The following is a 14,976-nucleotide window of genomic DNA, read 5'->3' on the forward strand; positions in this document are numbered from 1 at the left end:
GGGGGGTGGCTGGGCGCGCAGTTCCCCGCGCCCCTGAGGGCGTTTCAGCGCACCCTTCGTTTCGGCATGAAGGTGAAGACCGCTCCGCCCAGCAGGACCGCCGTGCCTGCCACCAGGCCCAGGGCCTTCAGGGCGCCGTGGTCGTCCGAACCCGTGGCTGCGAGGCCGCCGTTCGAGGATGACGACGAGGTGCCGCCGCCCGATGTGGAGGAGCCGCCGCCCGAGGCGCCGCTCGCCTGGGCGGAGGTGTCCAGGGTGAGGGAGACCTCCGTCTTGTCGGGCTTGCAGGTGGTGGTCGTGCCCAGGGCGTTGATGGTCAGGACGCCCGGGGACAGGGTCGAGCTGCCGTCGGCGCCCGGCTTGTAGGTGCCGGTCAGATCCGGGATCTCGATCGGGTCGCCGGACTTGATGTCCTCGGAGTTGGTCGGGCCCTCGACATGCACCGAGCCCTTGTCCGCACCGCCCAGGACGACCTCCATCGACGGCTTGACCGAGTCCTTGGGGATGTCGGCCGGGCTGTCCATCACCGACTTCTTGAACTGCACGGTGAGGTCGTAACTGCCGCCGTTCTTCTTGGCGTTGATCTGGATGGGCGAGGTCGCCTTCTTCTCGCCGATGGGCGACTGGCAGGTGTAGGGGATGTCGACCTCCTTGCCCGTGAAGTCGCTCTGCTCGCTGCCGGTGCCGTCACTGGCGGACGCCGACGGGTCGGACGGCTCCGGGGCCGAGGGGGACGACGGCTGCGAGGCCGAGTCCGTGGGGTCGGGCGGCGTGCTCGACGAGCCGCCGTCGCCCGGCGACACCTCGATCGTCGCCGCCTTCTGCACCGTCTCGGTCGGCGTGCACTTCGTGTCCGTCGACATGGCGTTGACGGTGTACGCGTCCGGGGTGAGGGTGACCTCGCCGGGCGCCGTCAGCTTCAGGGTGCCCTTCATGTCGGACAGCACCATCGCGGCGCCCTTGGGGATGGCCGGGTTCTTGCGCTCCCCCTGCATCGCGATCGACGCGGCCTGCGCACCGGCCGCCTTGAGAGTCCCGGACGGCTGCACCGAGTCGGCGGGCAGGTCGATGATGTCCGGGTTCTTGGAGGCGGCCTGGACGAACTTCCATACGACGTCCACCGTGTCGCCCACCTTGGCCGTCGCCGGCGCGGTGATCTCGACCTTGGTGGTGCCGTCGACGGGATCGATGCCCGCGGGCGGCACGCAGTGCGTCGCGAACGACACCTCCGCGGCCTGCGCGGGCCCGGCGGTCAGCCCCAGCAGGGCGCCCGCGCCGCCGAGCACCAGCGCGGCACCTGCCGCGCCGAGCCTGCCCGGACCGGCCGGTGTGACTCTCCTTCGCTTTCTCACGTGGGTCCCTTCCTGGTGGGAGTCGTACGACTCGTCGGGCTGTCGTCGTGCGGTGCGGAGAGCCGACCGTCCGCGCCCCCCGGATCGGAGTCCGGGGTGAACCACGGCAGGGTCGAAGCAGAGGAGGGCGCCTGTGGCGCCCGGGAGGTGAACTTCGGCAGATGCAGGGTCAGTTCGGGCATGCGCAGCCCGCGGTGCCGGATGCCTCCGGCGCGCCGCGGCCGTACCCGGTCCACGACCGCCATCCCGGCGCGGAACACCGCGGCCGGGACCACCAGGCAGACCAGGATCCAGAACACGGTCACGCCCCAGGGGCGGCTCACGCCCCAGGGCTGCTCGGCGAGCACCTTCCCGGAGTACTTGAGCGAGACGGTGTAGTCGCCGTGCGCGCCCGCGGTGAGCTCGACGGGCAGCTTCATCTGCGCCTTCTTGCCGGGCGCGATGGTGCCGCGCCACTGCTGGTCCTCCCACTGCGGGGCGAACACGCCGTGGGAGGTGCCGATCTGGAAGACCGGGTTCTTGATCGCGGTCGTGCCGACGTTGCCGACGGTGAAGACCAGGGTGCGCGAGGGCGGTGCGCCGAACCAGGTGAGCAGTCCGCTCGAACCGTCGAGCCGGGTGTCGGTGAGGACCGTCAGCCGGCCGCCGGCCGATTCGGCGGGCAGCGGCTCGACCGCGTGCCCGGCCACCTGGAAGATCGCGTCGGCGTCGGCCTTGGCGCCGGTCACGGTGGCCACGTGCACCACGCACGGGCAGGGCACCGGCGGCTCGGCCACCGGCAGTTCCTTGCTGAAGCGGCCCTTGGCGTCGGTGGTGACGGCCCTGCCGTCGGCGTTGGCACAGGAGTTGGTGCCGCCGATGACACCGCGCGAGGGCACGGACTGCCCGCAGATCAGCAGCATCAGCAGCGCGTGCGACCGCCAGCCGCTGCCCCTGACGGTGATCGAACCACCCGTCCCCGCCTGGGACTTGGACAGCTTCACGCTCGGCCCGTCCGCCGTGGCCGTCCCCGTCGAAAGGGGCAGCAACAGCAGGGCGAGCACCGTCAGCAGCGCCGCCATGCGCACCTTGCCCGTCACGTCACCGCTCCCGTCAACTCGACTTCCGTACGCGGGGATTCGGGTCCCGCTTCCTCGGGCGTACGGCGCCTGCGACGTCGTACGAGAAGCAGCGCTGCCCCGGCCGCCGCCGTCCCCGCGGCCCCGGTCACCGCGCCCCAGGGCACGAACCGTGCCGACGAGGCGGCCGTGTCGTGCGCGCCGCCCGCCGCCGTCACGGTGAGCCGCACCCGCACCGAGTCCAGGGCGGGCCGGTCGCGCCAGGGCTCGGTGAGCCGCATGCGGCGGCCGGGCGCGAGGTGTACCGGCAGGGTGCGCGGGCCGCGGTCGAGCACCGGTCCGAATAGGCCGTCCGCGTGCACGGCCAGCCGCGGTACGAGGGTGGTCGTACCGCGGTTGACCAGCTCGTACGCGATGCCGTCGCGCCGTACGGAGATCTGCTCGACGGTCAGCGCCGACAGGGCCGGTCCGCCGACCCGCAGCCGGACCGGGACCGTGGCCGTGCGGCCGTCGCTGCCGCGGGCGACGATCGAGCCGGTGCGGTCGTCGCGCGCGCTCAGAGTGAACGGGACGTCGGCGCGGGTGCGGGCCGGCACCCGTACCCGGCTCTCGGCGAAGGTGACCGCCACGCCGCTGCCGCTCAGCCGTACGGTGACCGCCCGCGCGCCGCGGTTGGTCACGGACACCGTGTCCTGCAGGACCGCGCCCGGCGCGCCCTCGGCGTAGACGAGCGACCGGCCGGTACCGGACGGCGCGAGGGACCAGCCGCCGTCGGCGCGCGCCGACGGGGCGGCACCCAGCACCAGCAGCAGGGAGGCCGAGGCGAACAGGACACGGGCGGCGGGCGACATCCGGCGGCTCCAGCGATCGTGGGGCGGTGGTTCAGCGGCCGGCCTGCTGGTTCCTCCGCGTGATCCACAGCGCGCCCGCCGCGCCCGCGAGGAGCACCGTGCCGCCGAGCGTGCCGAGGGCGACCGCGGAGTCGGCGGGGCCGGTCTGCGGGAGGGAGGCGCCCGACTCGCTGCCGCTCTGGCTGGTGCCGCCCGAGGAGCCGCCACTCGCCGCCGTCACGTCCAGCGTCAGTGCCGGGCCGGGGCTGTTGGAGGGCGTGCACGTGGTGGTGGTGCCCAGCGCCTTGATGGTGAGCACGCCCGGTGTGAAGGTGACGCTGCCGGACTTCTTCGGTGTGTACGTGCCCGTCAAGTCGCTGATCTTGATGGGGGTGTTGGCCGGGATGGCCGCCTGGTTGGCGGGCCCGCTGACGTTCACGGTGCCGCTGTCGGCGCCGCCCACCTTGATGACGGCGCTCGGGTTCATCGCGCCCTTGCCCAGCTCGACCGGGCTGGAGGAGACGCCCTTCTGCCAGGACATGGTGAGCTTGTAGCCGCTGCCGCTCTTGACGCCCTTGATGTCGATGGGCGAGACGGCGCTCTTGTTGCCGATCGGGGTCTTGCACTGGTAGTCGACGTCGACGACCTTGGCCTCGGCGGCGGGGGCGGCGAGCAGCACCGCGGAGCCGGCCAGGGCCGCGGCGGACGCGAGTGCGGCGGTTCGTTTCCGGTACGACACGGTTCCGCTCCCTCTGCGAGTTCCTGACGGCACATCAGATTTGGCCGTCAAGGTACGCCCGGGGTCCTGCGGAGGGAAGAGACGGTGCGCGCCGGAGTTGTGGGGATCCGGCGCGCACGGCAGAGGCGTCGAGTGGAGAGGGTGACCCTCGGTAACTCAGGGTCGGGCCGTGCCCTTGGGTTCGCCTGGGTCAGCGCATGGCCGCGCCCAGCACCTCCGGCAGACCCCAGCGCCACAGCGCCTCGGGCACCGCCACCGTGCCGTCGGCCCGCTGGTGCTGCTCCAGGATCGCGGGCAGCAGACGGCTGGTGGCCAGGCCCGAGGCGTTGAGCGTGTGGACGTACGCGGGTTTTCCGCCGTTCTGCGGCCGGTAGCGGACACCGCCGCGCCGGGCCTGGTAGGCGCGGGCGTTCGAGACCGAGCTGACCTCGGTGTAGCCGCCGAGGCTGGGCAGCCAGACCTCCACGTCGTACGTCTTGGCCTGGGCGGGGCTGGTGTCCGCGGCGGCGAGCTGGGTGACGCGGTAGTGCAGGCCGAGCCCGGCGACCAACTCCTCCGCGCGGGCGAGCAGTTCGAGCTGGGCCGCCTCCGAGTCCGCGGGGCGCGTGTACTGGAACAGCTCGACCTTGTTGAACTGGTGGCCGCGCAGAGTGCCGCGCTCCGCGGTGCGGTAGCCGCCGCTCTCCTTGCGGTAACAGGGCGTGTAGGCAACGTACTTGAGCGGCAGCTCGCGCTCGTCGAGCGTCTCGCCGCGGTGCAGGCTCGCCAGCGCGGTCTCGGCGGTCGGCAGCAGGAAGTGGTCGTCGACCTGGAACACCTCGTCGGCGAACTTCGGGAACTGACCCGCCGCGTACCCCGCCTCGCGCGTCAGCAGATGCGGCGGCAGCACGAACTCGTAGCCCGCCCTGCGGTGCGTGTCGAGGAAGTGGTTGAGGAGCGCCCACTCCAGGGCGGCACCCTCTCCCCGGTAGACCCAATGACCGCTGCCGGCCAGCGCGACCCCCCGCCTGTGGTCCACAAGCCGCAGGTCCTCCGCGATCCGCACATGATCCTTGGGCACGAAGCCGAAGCCGGGCGGATCCCCCACGGTCCGCAGAACCCGGTTGTTCTCCTTACCCCCCGCGACCACATCCTCATCCGGCAGATTCGGCAGCCCATCAAGAAACTCCCGCCAAACCCCCTCCACCCGCTTCAACCCCACCTCAGCCTGAGCCAGCCGCTGGGCCAGCGCTTTGGCCTGAGTCTGCAAGTCCGCTACGTGCAGATCATCCGCCGCCTCCGCGGCCCCGCCCATCCGGCGTCGTGCTGCGATCTCTGTCGAGATGCGGCGGCGTTCGGCGCGTAGGCGTTCCACTGTGGTGCGGGTCTCGCGGAGCTGGGTGTCCAGGGTGAGGAAGGCGGGGATGTCCACGTCGAGGCCGCGTTTGCGGAGGGCGTCGTGGACGTGGTCGGGGTGGTTTCGGATGAGGGTGACGTCGAGCATGGTGCTCGCTCCGTCCTGTCGTCCGGGACGGCAGGGGCCGCCCCGGGGTGATTCCCTCGGGGCGTGGGCGAGAGGGTGCTCGCGGTGCCACCACGCCTTCACCGTCGTACGCAGGCGATCGCGCGTATGCGATACACGGCCGTAGGACGGTCTCGTTCTGGCCCGATGACGGGGGCCGGCCGGCGGGGCATTTCCTCCCCGCACTCGGGAGTGGATTCGCCTCGGCACGCGGGGCTGCCCTCACACCTTCCGGCAGCTCTCTCGGCCCGCGTGGACCCCGGCTACTTGTCTCCTTCAGCGCGTTGCAGGAGAGAGTAGGCAGCCGCGCCCGGCCCGCCAAGCGATTTACGCGGGCGCGCCCAGCTCCGCCCACACGGTCTTGCCCGGCACCCCCGCCGAGCGCACGACCCCCCAGTCCAGGCAGAGCCGCTGCACTATGAACATGCCGTGGCCGCCGGGGCGGCTCGCGCGGTGCGGGGTCCGGGGAGTCGGCTGGCCCGCTCCCTTGTCGGAGACCTCGATGCGGATCACCTTCTTGTCGCAGGAGATCCACAGGTCGTCCGGGCCCTCCGCATGCAGACAGGCGTTGGTGACCAGCTCGGAGACGACCAGCAGAACGTCCTCGGCGGCGGCCCGCTGATCGGCCGTGGCGGCGGGCAGCCAGCCCCACGCGTACAGCGCCTGGCGGGTGAAGTCGCGAGCGAGCGGCACGACGCCGCTCGCGCCTTCGAAGCTCAGCCTGCGGATCTGCCCGTCCCCGGGCGGCGCCGACGCGGACGACGCCGACGCGGGCGATGCCGGCGCAGCCGCCGACGCGGCCGCATCCCCCTCGGGCACCCCGGAAGCGCCGCTGGGCTCGGGGCCGCGGTCGCCCGGCGAGTAAGGCCGGGTGGTGCTCATCAGCGCTTCACCTCACCGATTCACCGTTCACGATTCAAGAGTCATTACGTAGCTCGACGGTGGATCCGTCGCTGCGCCGCCGACCTGTTCAGGATGTCTCCTGCCCGACCGAACGGGCAGAACACCCCCTTATTCCGCACCGAGGGCCAGACGCCCAAAAAGTGCCGGTCACACGGGGAGGTCCAGGGCAGAACACCCGCTCGAACGAGCGGCGGATCAGCCGGCCGTGTCGGCCAGGGCCGCCTCGAGCGTGTCATGGACGGTGAAGACCGCTTCCGCCCCGGTGATCTCGAAGACACGGGCCACCACGGGCTGCATGCCCGCGAGGTGCACCCCGCCCCCCTCGGCCTCCGCCTTGAGGCGCGCGCCGAGCAGCACATTGAGCCCGGTGGAGTCGCAGAACTCCAGCCGTGTGCAGTCCACGACAAGCCGACTGAAACCCTTGGCGAGGCACTCCTCCAGCGGCTCGCGCAACAGATCGGCGGTGTGGTGATCGAGCTCACCCGCCGGCGTCACGACCGCACTGGCGCCTTCTTCCCTGACCTCCACCAGTAGGCGGCCAGACTGTGCGCTACCGACCGTCCCGCGGTCCATGCCGTCTTTCTCCCGACGTCGTGGCTGCTGACTCACGCCCTCGAACACTACGCCTTCCTCACACTCTCTGACACCCGAACAACCGCCCACAAACGGACATATCCCCACAGAACGCACTTGCGGCGGGTGCAGGAAAGCGGGTAGGGCTAGTAGAGATACGTAACCGACCACGGCCGGCTTTGGAGGCGCCGCACACCGTAGTGCACGCACTGGCTTCGGCAGCCATATGCCGAGAACGATGGAGGACATCATGTCACCCCGGCTCGACGCATCGCACACCCAGGAGGCGACGTCGGCTTCCGCCCCGGAACATCTGGATCCCATCGAGGGCAATGACGCGGACGCGCTTGCCGGGCTCGCAGGACTTTCAGGGCTCGCAGGACTCCCGGAGATCCCCCCGTACGACGAAGTGGGACCGGTAGACGCCCGAGCGCTCTCCAAGACCCTCTTCGAACGGCTCGAGTCCCTCGAGGAAGGCACGCACGAGTACTCGTACGTCCGTAACACCCTCGTCGAACTCAACCTCGCACTGGTGAAGTTCGCGGCCTCCCGCTTCCGTTCGCGCAGCGAGCCGATGGAGGACATCATCCAGGTCGGCACCATAGGCCTGATCAAGGCGATCGACCGGTTCGAGCTCGCCCGGGGTGTGGAGTTCCCCACGTTCGCGATGCCAACCATCGTCGGGGAGATCAAGCGCTTCTTCCGTGACACGTCGTGGTCCGTGCGCGTCCCGCGCAGGCTGCAGGAGCTGCGGCTCGACCTGGCCAAGGCCGGCGACGAGCTGGCCCAGAAGCTGGACCGCGCGCCGACCGTGGCGGAGCTCGCGGAGCGCCTCGGCCTGACCAAGGACGAGGTCGTCGAGGGCATGGCGGCGTCGAACGCGTACACCGCCTCCTCCCTGGACGCCCAGCCCGAGGAGGACGACGCCGAGGGCGCGCTCGCGGACCGGATCGGTTACGAGGACCACGGGCTCGAGGGCATCGAGTACGTCGAGTCGCTCAAGCCGCTGATCGCCGAACTCCCGCCGCGGGACCGGAAGATCCTGTCGTTGCGCTTCGTCGCCGGTCTGACCCAGTCGGAAATAGGGGACGAGCTCGGCATCTCGCAGATGCATGTGTCACGGCTGCTGTCCAGGACGTTGCTGCGGTTGCGCAAGGGGCTGACGCTCGAGGAGTGACCTGCCCTCCGGGCAATGGGCCCTGGGCCTTTTCGAGACGCCTCTGCCGAGTGAGTCTCAGACGCTTCCGCCGAGCGCGGTGCACCCGAGTCGGGTGTGCCGCGCTCGGCGTTTGTGGGTCAGTGGGGCTGCCCGCGGGGCGTTTGCCGTGTTACCCGCAGAAACCCTTTCCCCAGAGGTTTCCTTCCTTCACCATGGGCCCCCATACCAGCCGGTAGGTCACAGCCCCGGCGGGCGGCAAGGTGCAAGGAGGCGTGCAGATGGCTCGGGCCGACGGGACCGACACGGGTGTCGAGACCGCGGGCGGGGCGCACGAGGGTGCGTCCGACGCGCGGCTGACCGCACTGCTGCGCACCAGCACCCCCACCGTCTACGCGGCTCTGCAGGAACTGCGCGCCCGCCACCAGCCGGCGGTCCTCGCCTACGCCCGGCTGTGCACGGCGAGCGAGTCCGCCGCCGGGCAGCTGGCCGCGCAGGCGATCACCCTGGCGGCCCGTCAGACCGCGCGCGGCACCGAGCCACTTGTGCCGCTACGACTGCAACTCCTGCTGCTGACCGGGCAGTTGGCCGCGGAGTGGGCGACCGACGAACGGTCCGCGGGCCTCGACCCCGCTCTGCTGCTCGCCCTGAGCACGGCCGGCCCGGGAGGTCCCGTACCGCCCATGCTCGCCGCCTTCCAGTCGCTGCCCTCCCGTGTGCAGGGCCTCGTCTGGTACGGCGTGGTGGAGCGGGAACCGGCACAGCGTACGGCCGTCCTGCTCGGCCTGACCCGCGAGGACGTCGCCCACGAGACCGGTCGCGCGGCGGCGGCCATGGCGCAGGCCTGTCTGCGCACCCGTCTCAGCACCTCGGACGACCCGAGCTGCGGCAACTTCGGCCGGCTCATCGAGGAGTCGGTACGGCCCGACTCGCCGCGCAACAGCCCCGATCTGCACGCCCACATGGTGCACTGCACCCACTGCACGGCGGCCCACGCCGAGCTGTCGGCGCTGCGGGACTCCCCGCGCACCGCACTGGCCGAGGGGCTGCTGCCGTGGGCGGGCACGGCCTACGTCAGGAGCGACGCGCCGCGCCCGACCGCCCGCGCGGACGCGGCGGCCTGGCCGGCCTCCCGGCGCTTCCTGCTGGTCTCGCTCGCCGCCGGTGTGGCGCTCACTCCGCTGCTCATCTTCCTGCTCACGCAGGGCGGTTCACCGTCCTCGTCGTCGTCGCAGGCGGTGGGCGCGGTCCGCACACCGACGAGCCGCCCACCGGTCGCGAGCACACCCACGGTGTCCCCCACGCCGTCCCCCTCGCCCTCGCGTACCGTCAAGTCCCCTTCCCCGACGCGCAGTTCCTCCTCCCGGCCGCCCTCGAAGTCACCGCGCCCCTCCGCGCCTCCCGCTCATGCCCCCAACGGCACCTCCGCCCAGGTCGTGAACGTCGGCACCGGCTTCTGCCTGGACATCCGCGACGGCGACCTGGACAACGGCACCGACGTGGTGACGGCCCCCTGTTCCTCCTCCCGCACCCAGCGCTGGCGCGTCGACGCCGAACACTCCGTGGTGCGCTCGTCCGCCGACCCCGGCTTCTGCCTCGACAGCCGCGGCGACGTCGACCGCGGCGTGGGCATCTGGGACTGCGACTCCCTCGACGGCGACCACGGCGAGAACCTGCGCTTCACCGTCGACCCCGACGGCGTCATCCGCCCGGCCATCGCCATCGAAACCGCCCTGACCCCCTTCAACGGCGACGGAACCTTCCTACGCCCCCTGAACGGGACACCCACCCAACGCTGGCAAGCAGGCCGGAACTGACCAGCCCGGCCGCCCTCTTCGACGCCCCCTGCTCGGCTCACTCAGACCTGACGCCCCCGCCACGCAGGTGCCCGACCCGCTCAGACCTGACGCCCTCTTCTTCGCGCAGGTACTCGGCCCACTCAGACCTGGCGCTCTCCCTTCGCGCAGGTTGCTCGGCTCCACCACCTCCGGGCCGAGCTTGGCGCGCTCAGACCTGGGGCCCTCGCCACGCAGGTGCCCGACCCGCTCAGACCTGACACCCTCTTCTTCGCGCAGGTACTCGGCCCACTCAGACCTGGCGCTCTTTCTTCGCGCAAGTTGCTCGGCTCCACCACCTCCGGGCCGAGCTCGGCGCGCTCAGACCTGGGGCCCTCGCCACGCAGGTGCCCGACCCGCTCAGACCTGACACCCTCTTCTTCGCGCAGGTGCTGGCCCACTCAGACCTGGCGCTCTCCCTTCGCGCAGGTGCTGGCCCACTAAGACCTCGCGCTCTCCCTTCGCGCAGGTTGCTCGGCTCCACCACCTCCGGGCCGAGCTCGGCGCGCTCAGACCTGGGGCCCTCGCCACCCAGGTGCCCGGCCCACTCAGACCTGACGCCCCCCTCCGCGCAGGTACTCGGCCCACTCAGACCTGACGCCCCCCTCCGCGCAGGTACTCGGCCCAGTCAGACCTGGCGCTCTCCCTCCGCGCAAGTTGCTCGGCTCCACCACCTCCGGGCCGAGCTCGGCGCGCTCAGACCTGACGCCCCCGCCGCGCAGGTGCCCGACCCGCTCAGACCCGACGCCCTCCCTCCGCGCAGGTACACGGGCCACTCAGACCTGGCGCCGCATCCGCGCCGTGCTTGGCGCGCTCCAGAATGACGCCCCCTCTGCGCCCCTGTTCGGCCCGCTCAGACCCGACGCCTTCTCCGCGCCGTGTTCGGCCCGCTCGGCCACGACAGCACCCCCGCGCCGCACTCGACCCGCTCAGACCCGGCACCACCTCCGGGCCCGTGCCTGACCCGGCCAGACCTCGCGCAACGCCCCGGCACATCCGTCGACACCCTGCGCGACCTGGTCGAACCAGCCGCACCTCCCGGAGCATCCCGACATCCCGCACGCCCCGGCGCCCGCGCGTGGGCGGTGCCGGTCGCGGTCCTCGTACACCGCGAGCCGCTCCCGGTCGCGCCGCCCGGCCGGGTCACACCACCCGCACCCCCCGCCGCCACACGCCGGTGACCAGTGGGACGCCCGGGCGGTAGGCGAGGTGGACGTGGCTGGGGGCGTTCAGGAGTAGTAGGTCGGCGCGGGCGCCGGGGGCGAGTCGGCCGATGTCGTCGCGGCGCAGGGCCCGTGCCCCGCCCGCGGTGGCCGACCAGACCGCCTCGTCGGGCGTCATCCCCATCTCCCGCACCGCGAGCGCGATGCAGAAGGGGACGGACGAGGTGAAGGACGAGCCGGGGTTGCAGTCGGTGGACAGGGCGACCGTGGCGCCGGCGTCCAGGAGGCGGCGGGCGTCCGGCCACTCGGCGCGGGTGGAGAACTCGGCACCGGGCAGCAGCGTCGCGACCGTACGGCTGCCCGCGAGGGCGTCCACGTCCGCGTCGGTGAGGTGGGTGCAGTGGTCGGCGCTGGCGGCGTCGAGTTCGACGGCCAGTTGGACGCCGGGGCCGTAGGAGAGCTGGTTGGCGTGGATGCGCGGGTGCAGTCCCTTGGCCCGGCCCGCGGTGAGCACCGCGCGGGCCTGGTCGCCGTCGAAGGCGCCCTTCTCGCAGAACACGTCGATCCAACGGGCGTACGGCGCACAGGCGTCGAGCATCTCGCCGGTGACCAGGGCGACGTAGGCGGCCGGGTCGTCGGCGAAGTCGGGCGACACGATGTGCGCGCCGAGATAGGTGACCTCGTCGGTGTGCGCGGCGGCGATGCGCAGGGCGCGGGCCTCGTCCTCGGTGGTCAGGCCGTAGCCGGACTTGGTCTCGAAGGTGGTCGTGCCCTGGCGCAGGGCCTCGTCGAGATAACGGGTGAGGTTCGCCTCCAGCTCGGCGTCCGTGGCCGCCCGGGTCGCCGCGACCGTCGTACGGATGCCGCCCGCGCTGTAGGCCCGCCCGGACATCCGGGCGTTGAACTCCTGCGTCCGGTCCCCCGCGAAGACCAGGTGCGAGTGCGAGTCCACGAAGCCCGGCAGGACCGCCCGCCCACCGGCGTCGACCCGGTTGTCAGTGGCGGGTGCTTTCCTTGATTCACCGGCCCAGACGACCTGGTCGCCGTCGATGACGACGGCCGCGTCCTGGACCAGTCCGAGAGGGGAGTTGTCGCCGAGGGAGGGGTCGTTGGTGACGAGTGTGGCGATGTTGGTGATGGCGGTGCTGCTGCTCATGGCGTCCTCGGGGATGGCTGTGGGTGTCAGGCACGCAGGGCTGCGACGGCGTCCGCCAGCGCGGCCGGCACATCGGGTACGAGGGCGTGGGCGCCGTCCCGCACGACATGACGTCCTCCCACGACCGTATGGCGCACATCGGCCGCCGAGGCGGCGAATACGGCTGTCTCCGCACCGAGTCGCGGCAGAGGTCCGGCCGTTCTGACCGAGTCGAGCGCGATCGTGGTGAAGTCGGCGAGCGCGCCCGGTTCCAGGACGCCCGCGTCCTGCCAGCCGAGGGCCGCGTGCCCGTCGGCGGACGCCGCGCGCAGCAGGGCCGCGGCGGTCCAGTGCCCGCGGGTGCGGGTGCGCAGGCGCTCGTTGAGCTCCATGGCGCGTGCCTCTTCGAGCAGGTCGATCACGGCGTGGCTGTCGGAGCCCAGGGAGAGCGGAGAGCCCGCCCTCTGCAGGGCGACCGCCGGTCCGATGCCGTCCGCGAGGTCCCGCTCGGTCGTCGGGCACATGCAGGTGCCGGTCCCGGACCCGCCGATCAGGGCGATGTCGTCGTCCGTCAGATGGGTGTTGTGGACGCCGGTGGTGCGCGGCCCGAGGACGCCGTGGTCGGCGAGCAGCCGGGCCGGGGTGCAGCCGTGTGCGGCCAGGCACGCGTCGTTCTCCGCGGTCTGCTCGGACAGGTGCACATGCAGCGGGGCCCGCCGCTCCTCGGCCCAGCGCGCCACGGTCGCCAACTGGCCCGCGGGCACGGCTCGTACGGAGTGGATCGCCGCTCCGATCCGCGCGTGATCTTGTTCCTTGAGAACTGAACAGCGTTCGGCCCAGGCCTCGGCACTGCCGTCGGAGAAGCGCAGTTGATGGCTGTTGGGCGGCTCCCCGCTGTGCTCGCTGCGGAGGCCGGAGGAGAGATAGACGGTGTCGAGGAGGGTGATGCGGATGCCGGCCTCGGCGGCGGCGGCGATCAGGGCCTCGCCCATCGCGTTGGGGTCGGCGTAGGGGGTGCCGCCGGGGGCGTGGTGGACGTAGTGGAACTCTCCTACGGCGGTGACGCCCGCCAGGGCCATCTCGGCGTACACCGCGCGGGCGAGCGCGTGGTACGTCTCGGGGGTCAGCCTGTCGGCGATCGAGTACATGACCTCGCGCCAGGTCCAGAAGGTGCCGGAGCCGACCTGGACGGTGGAGCGCAGGGCCCGGTGGAAGGCGTGCGAGTGGGCGTTCGCGAGCCCCGGGAGGGTCAGTCCGCGCAGGATCTCGGCACCCGGAGGCGGAGTGGGGACGCCGGTGCGGAGGGCCGCGATCCGGCCGTCGGCGACCTCCAGGACCACGCCCGGCTCGACGTGGGTGTCGAGCCAGGCCTGCTCCAGCCAGTACGTCCGCGTGTGGGGGTGCGTCACCTGCAGGCCAGCCCTTCCAGTACGTCGGCGAGTGCGAGCACCCCGGCCACGCAGTCGTCCTCGGCGGCGAACTCGGCCGGGGAGTGCGAGACACCGGTGGGGTTGCGCACGAACAGCATGGCGGTCGGGATGCTCCCGGAGAGGATCCCGGCGTCGTGTCCGGCACCCGTGCCGAGCACGGGGACGGTGAGGTCGGTGTCCTTGCCCAGGATGCGGGCCAGTTCGTCCCGCAGGGCGTGGTCGAACTCGACAACGGGCGTGAAGGACTCACGGACGACGTCGAGGTCGACGCCGTGCGCGGCGGCGTACTCGCGCGCCGCCTTCTCGACGCCGCCGACCACCTGGTCGAGGCTCGACTGGTCGGCGGCGCGGGAGTCGAGCCAGCCGCGGACCAGGGAGGGGATGGCGTTGACGCCGTTCGGCTCGACGGCGATCTTGCCGAACGTGGCGACGGCTCCGGCGAGTTCGGCCTCGCGCCGGGCGGCGAGCACGGTCTCGGCGTACGACAGCATGGGGTCGCGCCGGTCGACGAGACGGGTCGTGCCGGCGTGGTTGGCCTCGCCCCGGAAGTCGAACCGCCAGCGCCCGTGCGGCCAGATGGCGCTCGCGATGCCGACCCGGTCGCCGGACAGGTCCAGCGCCCGCCCCTGCTCGACATGCAGTTCGACGAAGGCGCCGATGCGGGCGAGCCGTTCGGGGTCCGCGCCGATGGCGTCGGGGTCGTATCCGGCGGCCTCCATGGCCCTCGGCAGGCTGATCCCGTCGCCGTCGGTCAGCCTGTGCGCGTCCTCGATACTCAGCTGCCCGGAGGTGAGCCGCGACCCGACACACGCCAGCCCGAACCGCGCACCTTCCTCGTCCCCGAAATTCACGAGCGCGAGCGGCCTCCTGAACTCCACGCCCCTGCCGCGCAGTTCATCCAGGGCGGCGAAGGAGGACACGACCCCGAGCGGCCCGTCGAAGGCACCCCCGTCGGGCACGGAGTCGAGATGCGACCCGGTGACCACGGCATCCCCGGCGTCCTTGTCCCCCAGCCAGGCCCACTGATTCCCGTTACGGTCGACCTCGTACGCCAGCCCCCGCCCCTCGGCCTGCTCCTTGAACCAGGCCCGACACTCACCATCGGCCCCACTCCAGGCGAACCGCCGATATCCACGGGAGCCGGCGTTCCGCCCGATGGGCAGCAACTCCCCCCACATGGAGTGAAACGACCCACCCGCCCCAGCCTGCGGACAGCCAGCCGACCCAGACTGCCCACCCGTCCCAGACTGCCCAGCCAGCCCAGGCTGCCCACCCGACTCAGGCTGTGGGCAGTCAGCCCG

At 72.0% G+C, this 14,976-nt stretch carries 12 protein-coding genes; 2 read left to right on the top strand and 10 right to left on the bottom strand.

The annotated features are described in order from the left end of the window. Positions 1-44 precede the first annotated feature (44 nt). From MQN93_RS14800 to MQN93_RS14830, 7 genes are all read right to left on the bottom strand, one after another. Entirely contained in the window at positions 45-1,286 is a 1,242-nt protein-coding gene (locus tag MQN93_RS14800) for a hypothetical protein (RefSeq protein WP_242710159.1), read from the bottom strand. 62 nt (positions 1,287-1,348) lie between these two features. Next, on the bottom strand, positions 1,349-2,413 hold the full coding sequence (locus MQN93_RS14805; RefSeq protein ID WP_278190829.1) for a hypothetical protein: 1,065 nt from the start codon (positions 2,411-2,413) through the stop codon (positions 1,349-1,351). Between the two features lie 14 nt (positions 2,414-2,427). Next, positions 2,428-3,261 carry a hypothetical protein gene (locus tag MQN93_RS14810; RefSeq protein ID WP_242709841.1) on the bottom strand — a complete coding sequence of 278 codons (834 nt, stop codon included), beginning with the start codon at positions 3,259-3,261 and terminating at the stop codon, positions 2,428-2,430. Between the two features lie 31 nt (positions 3,262-3,292). Continuing rightward, the gene (locus MQN93_RS14815) at positions 3,293-3,979 is read right to left on the bottom strand and encodes an LPXTG cell wall anchor domain-containing protein (protein WP_016436351.1); all 687 of its coding nucleotides are present in this window, start codon (positions 3,977-3,979) and stop codon (positions 3,293-3,295) included. A 190-nt stretch (positions 3,980-4,169) separates the two neighbouring features. After that, entirely contained in the window at positions 4,170-5,462 is a 1,293-nt protein-coding gene (gene serS, locus MQN93_RS14820; RefSeq protein WP_242709842.1) for a serine--tRNA ligase, read from the bottom strand. A gap of 345 nt (positions 5,463-5,807) precedes the next feature. After that, positions 5,808-6,362 (bottom strand): ATP-binding protein, encoded by a 555-nt coding sequence (locus MQN93_RS14825; RefSeq protein ID WP_242709843.1) that lies wholly within the window; start codon positions 6,360-6,362, stop codon positions 5,808-5,810. A gap of 216 nt (positions 6,363-6,578) precedes the next feature. Beyond that, positions 6,579-6,956 (bottom strand): STAS domain-containing protein, encoded by a 378-nt coding sequence (locus tag MQN93_RS14830; RefSeq protein ID WP_016436354.1) that lies wholly within the window; start codon positions 6,954-6,956, stop codon positions 6,579-6,581. A gap of 238 nt (positions 6,957-7,194) precedes the next feature. On the opposite strand from MQN93_RS14830, the gene MQN93_RS14835 reads away from it, so the two are divergent. Beyond that, positions 7,195-8,133, top strand: coding sequence for an RNA polymerase sigma factor SigF (locus MQN93_RS14835; protein ID WP_037783099.1), 939 nt, complete (start codon positions 7,195-7,197; stop codon positions 8,131-8,133). A gap of 260 nt (positions 8,134-8,393) precedes the next feature. Continuing rightward, complete coding sequence (locus MQN93_RS14840; RefSeq protein WP_242709844.1) at positions 8,394-9,929, top strand: ricin-type beta-trefoil lectin domain protein; 1,536 nt, start codon at positions 8,394-8,396, stop codon at positions 9,927-9,929. Between the two features lie 1,161 nt (positions 9,930-11,090). Here the strand turns inward: MQN93_RS14840 and hutI are convergent. Genes hutI through MQN93_RS14855 form a run of 3 tightly spaced genes read right to left on the bottom strand, consistent with a single transcriptional unit; the run spans position 11,091 to position 14,853 of the window. Continuing rightward, positions 11,091-12,266 (bottom strand): imidazolonepropionase, encoded by a 1,176-nt coding sequence (gene hutI / locus MQN93_RS14845; RefSeq protein WP_242709845.1) that lies wholly within the window; start codon positions 12,264-12,266, stop codon positions 11,091-11,093. A gap of 26 nt (positions 12,267-12,292) precedes the next feature. Next, positions 12,293-13,654: a formimidoylglutamate deiminase gene (locus tag MQN93_RS14850; RefSeq protein ID WP_242709846.1), complete on the bottom strand. Its 1,362-nt coding sequence runs from the start codon at positions 13,652-13,654 to the stop codon at positions 12,293-12,295. Continuing rightward, complete coding sequence (locus MQN93_RS14855) at positions 13,651-14,853, bottom strand: allantoate amidohydrolase (protein WP_242709847.1); 1,203 nt, start codon at positions 14,851-14,853, stop codon at positions 13,651-13,653. Before MQN93_RS14855 ends, MQN93_RS14850 begins: the two co-directional genes overlap by 4 nt. Positions 14,854-14,976 lie beyond the last annotated feature (123 nt).

It is taken from the genome of Streptomyces spinosisporus (genome assembly GCF_022698145.1).
GTDB classification, from domain to species: Bacteria; Actinomycetota; Actinomycetes; order Streptomycetales; family Streptomycetaceae; genus Streptomyces; species Streptomyces spinosisporus.

What these genes read in the sequence shown, in the direction of transcription:
- MQN93_RS14805 (WP_278190829.1), bottom strand. Translation starts at nt 2,413, where the DNA reads ATGGCGGCGCTGCTGACGGTGCTCGCCCTGCTGTTGCTGCCCCTTTCG.
- MQN93_RS14810 (WP_242709841.1), bottom strand. Translation starts at nt 3,261, where the DNA reads ATGTCGCCCGCCGCCCGTGTCCTGTTCGCCTCGGCCTCCCTGCTGCTG.
- serS (WP_242709842.1), bottom strand. Translation starts at nt 5,462, where the DNA reads ATGCTCGACGTCACCCTCATCCGAAACCACCCCGACCACGTCCACGAC.
- MQN93_RS14825 (WP_242709843.1), bottom strand. Translation starts at nt 6,362, where the DNA reads ATGAGCACCACCCGGCCTTACTCGCCGGGCGACCGCGGCCCCGAGCCC.
- MQN93_RS14830 (WP_016436354.1), bottom strand. Translation starts at nt 6,956, where the DNA reads ATGGACCGCGGGACGGTCGGTAGCGCACAGTCTGGCCGCCTACTGGTG.
- MQN93_RS14835 (WP_037783099.1), top strand. Translation starts at nt 7,195, where the DNA reads ATGGAGGACATCATGTCACCCCGGCTCGACGCATCGCACACCCAGGAG.
- MQN93_RS14840 (WP_242709844.1), top strand. Translation starts at nt 8,394, where the DNA reads ATGGCTCGGGCCGACGGGACCGACACGGGTGTCGAGACCGCGGGCGGG.
- hutI (WP_242709845.1), bottom strand. Translation starts at nt 12,266, where the DNA reads ATGAGCAGCAGCACCGCCATCACCAACATCGCCACACTCGTCACCAAC.
- MQN93_RS14855 (WP_242709847.1), bottom strand. Translation starts at nt 14,853, where the DNA reads ATGTGGGGGGAGTTGCTGCCCATCGGGCGGAACGCCGGCTCCCGTGGA.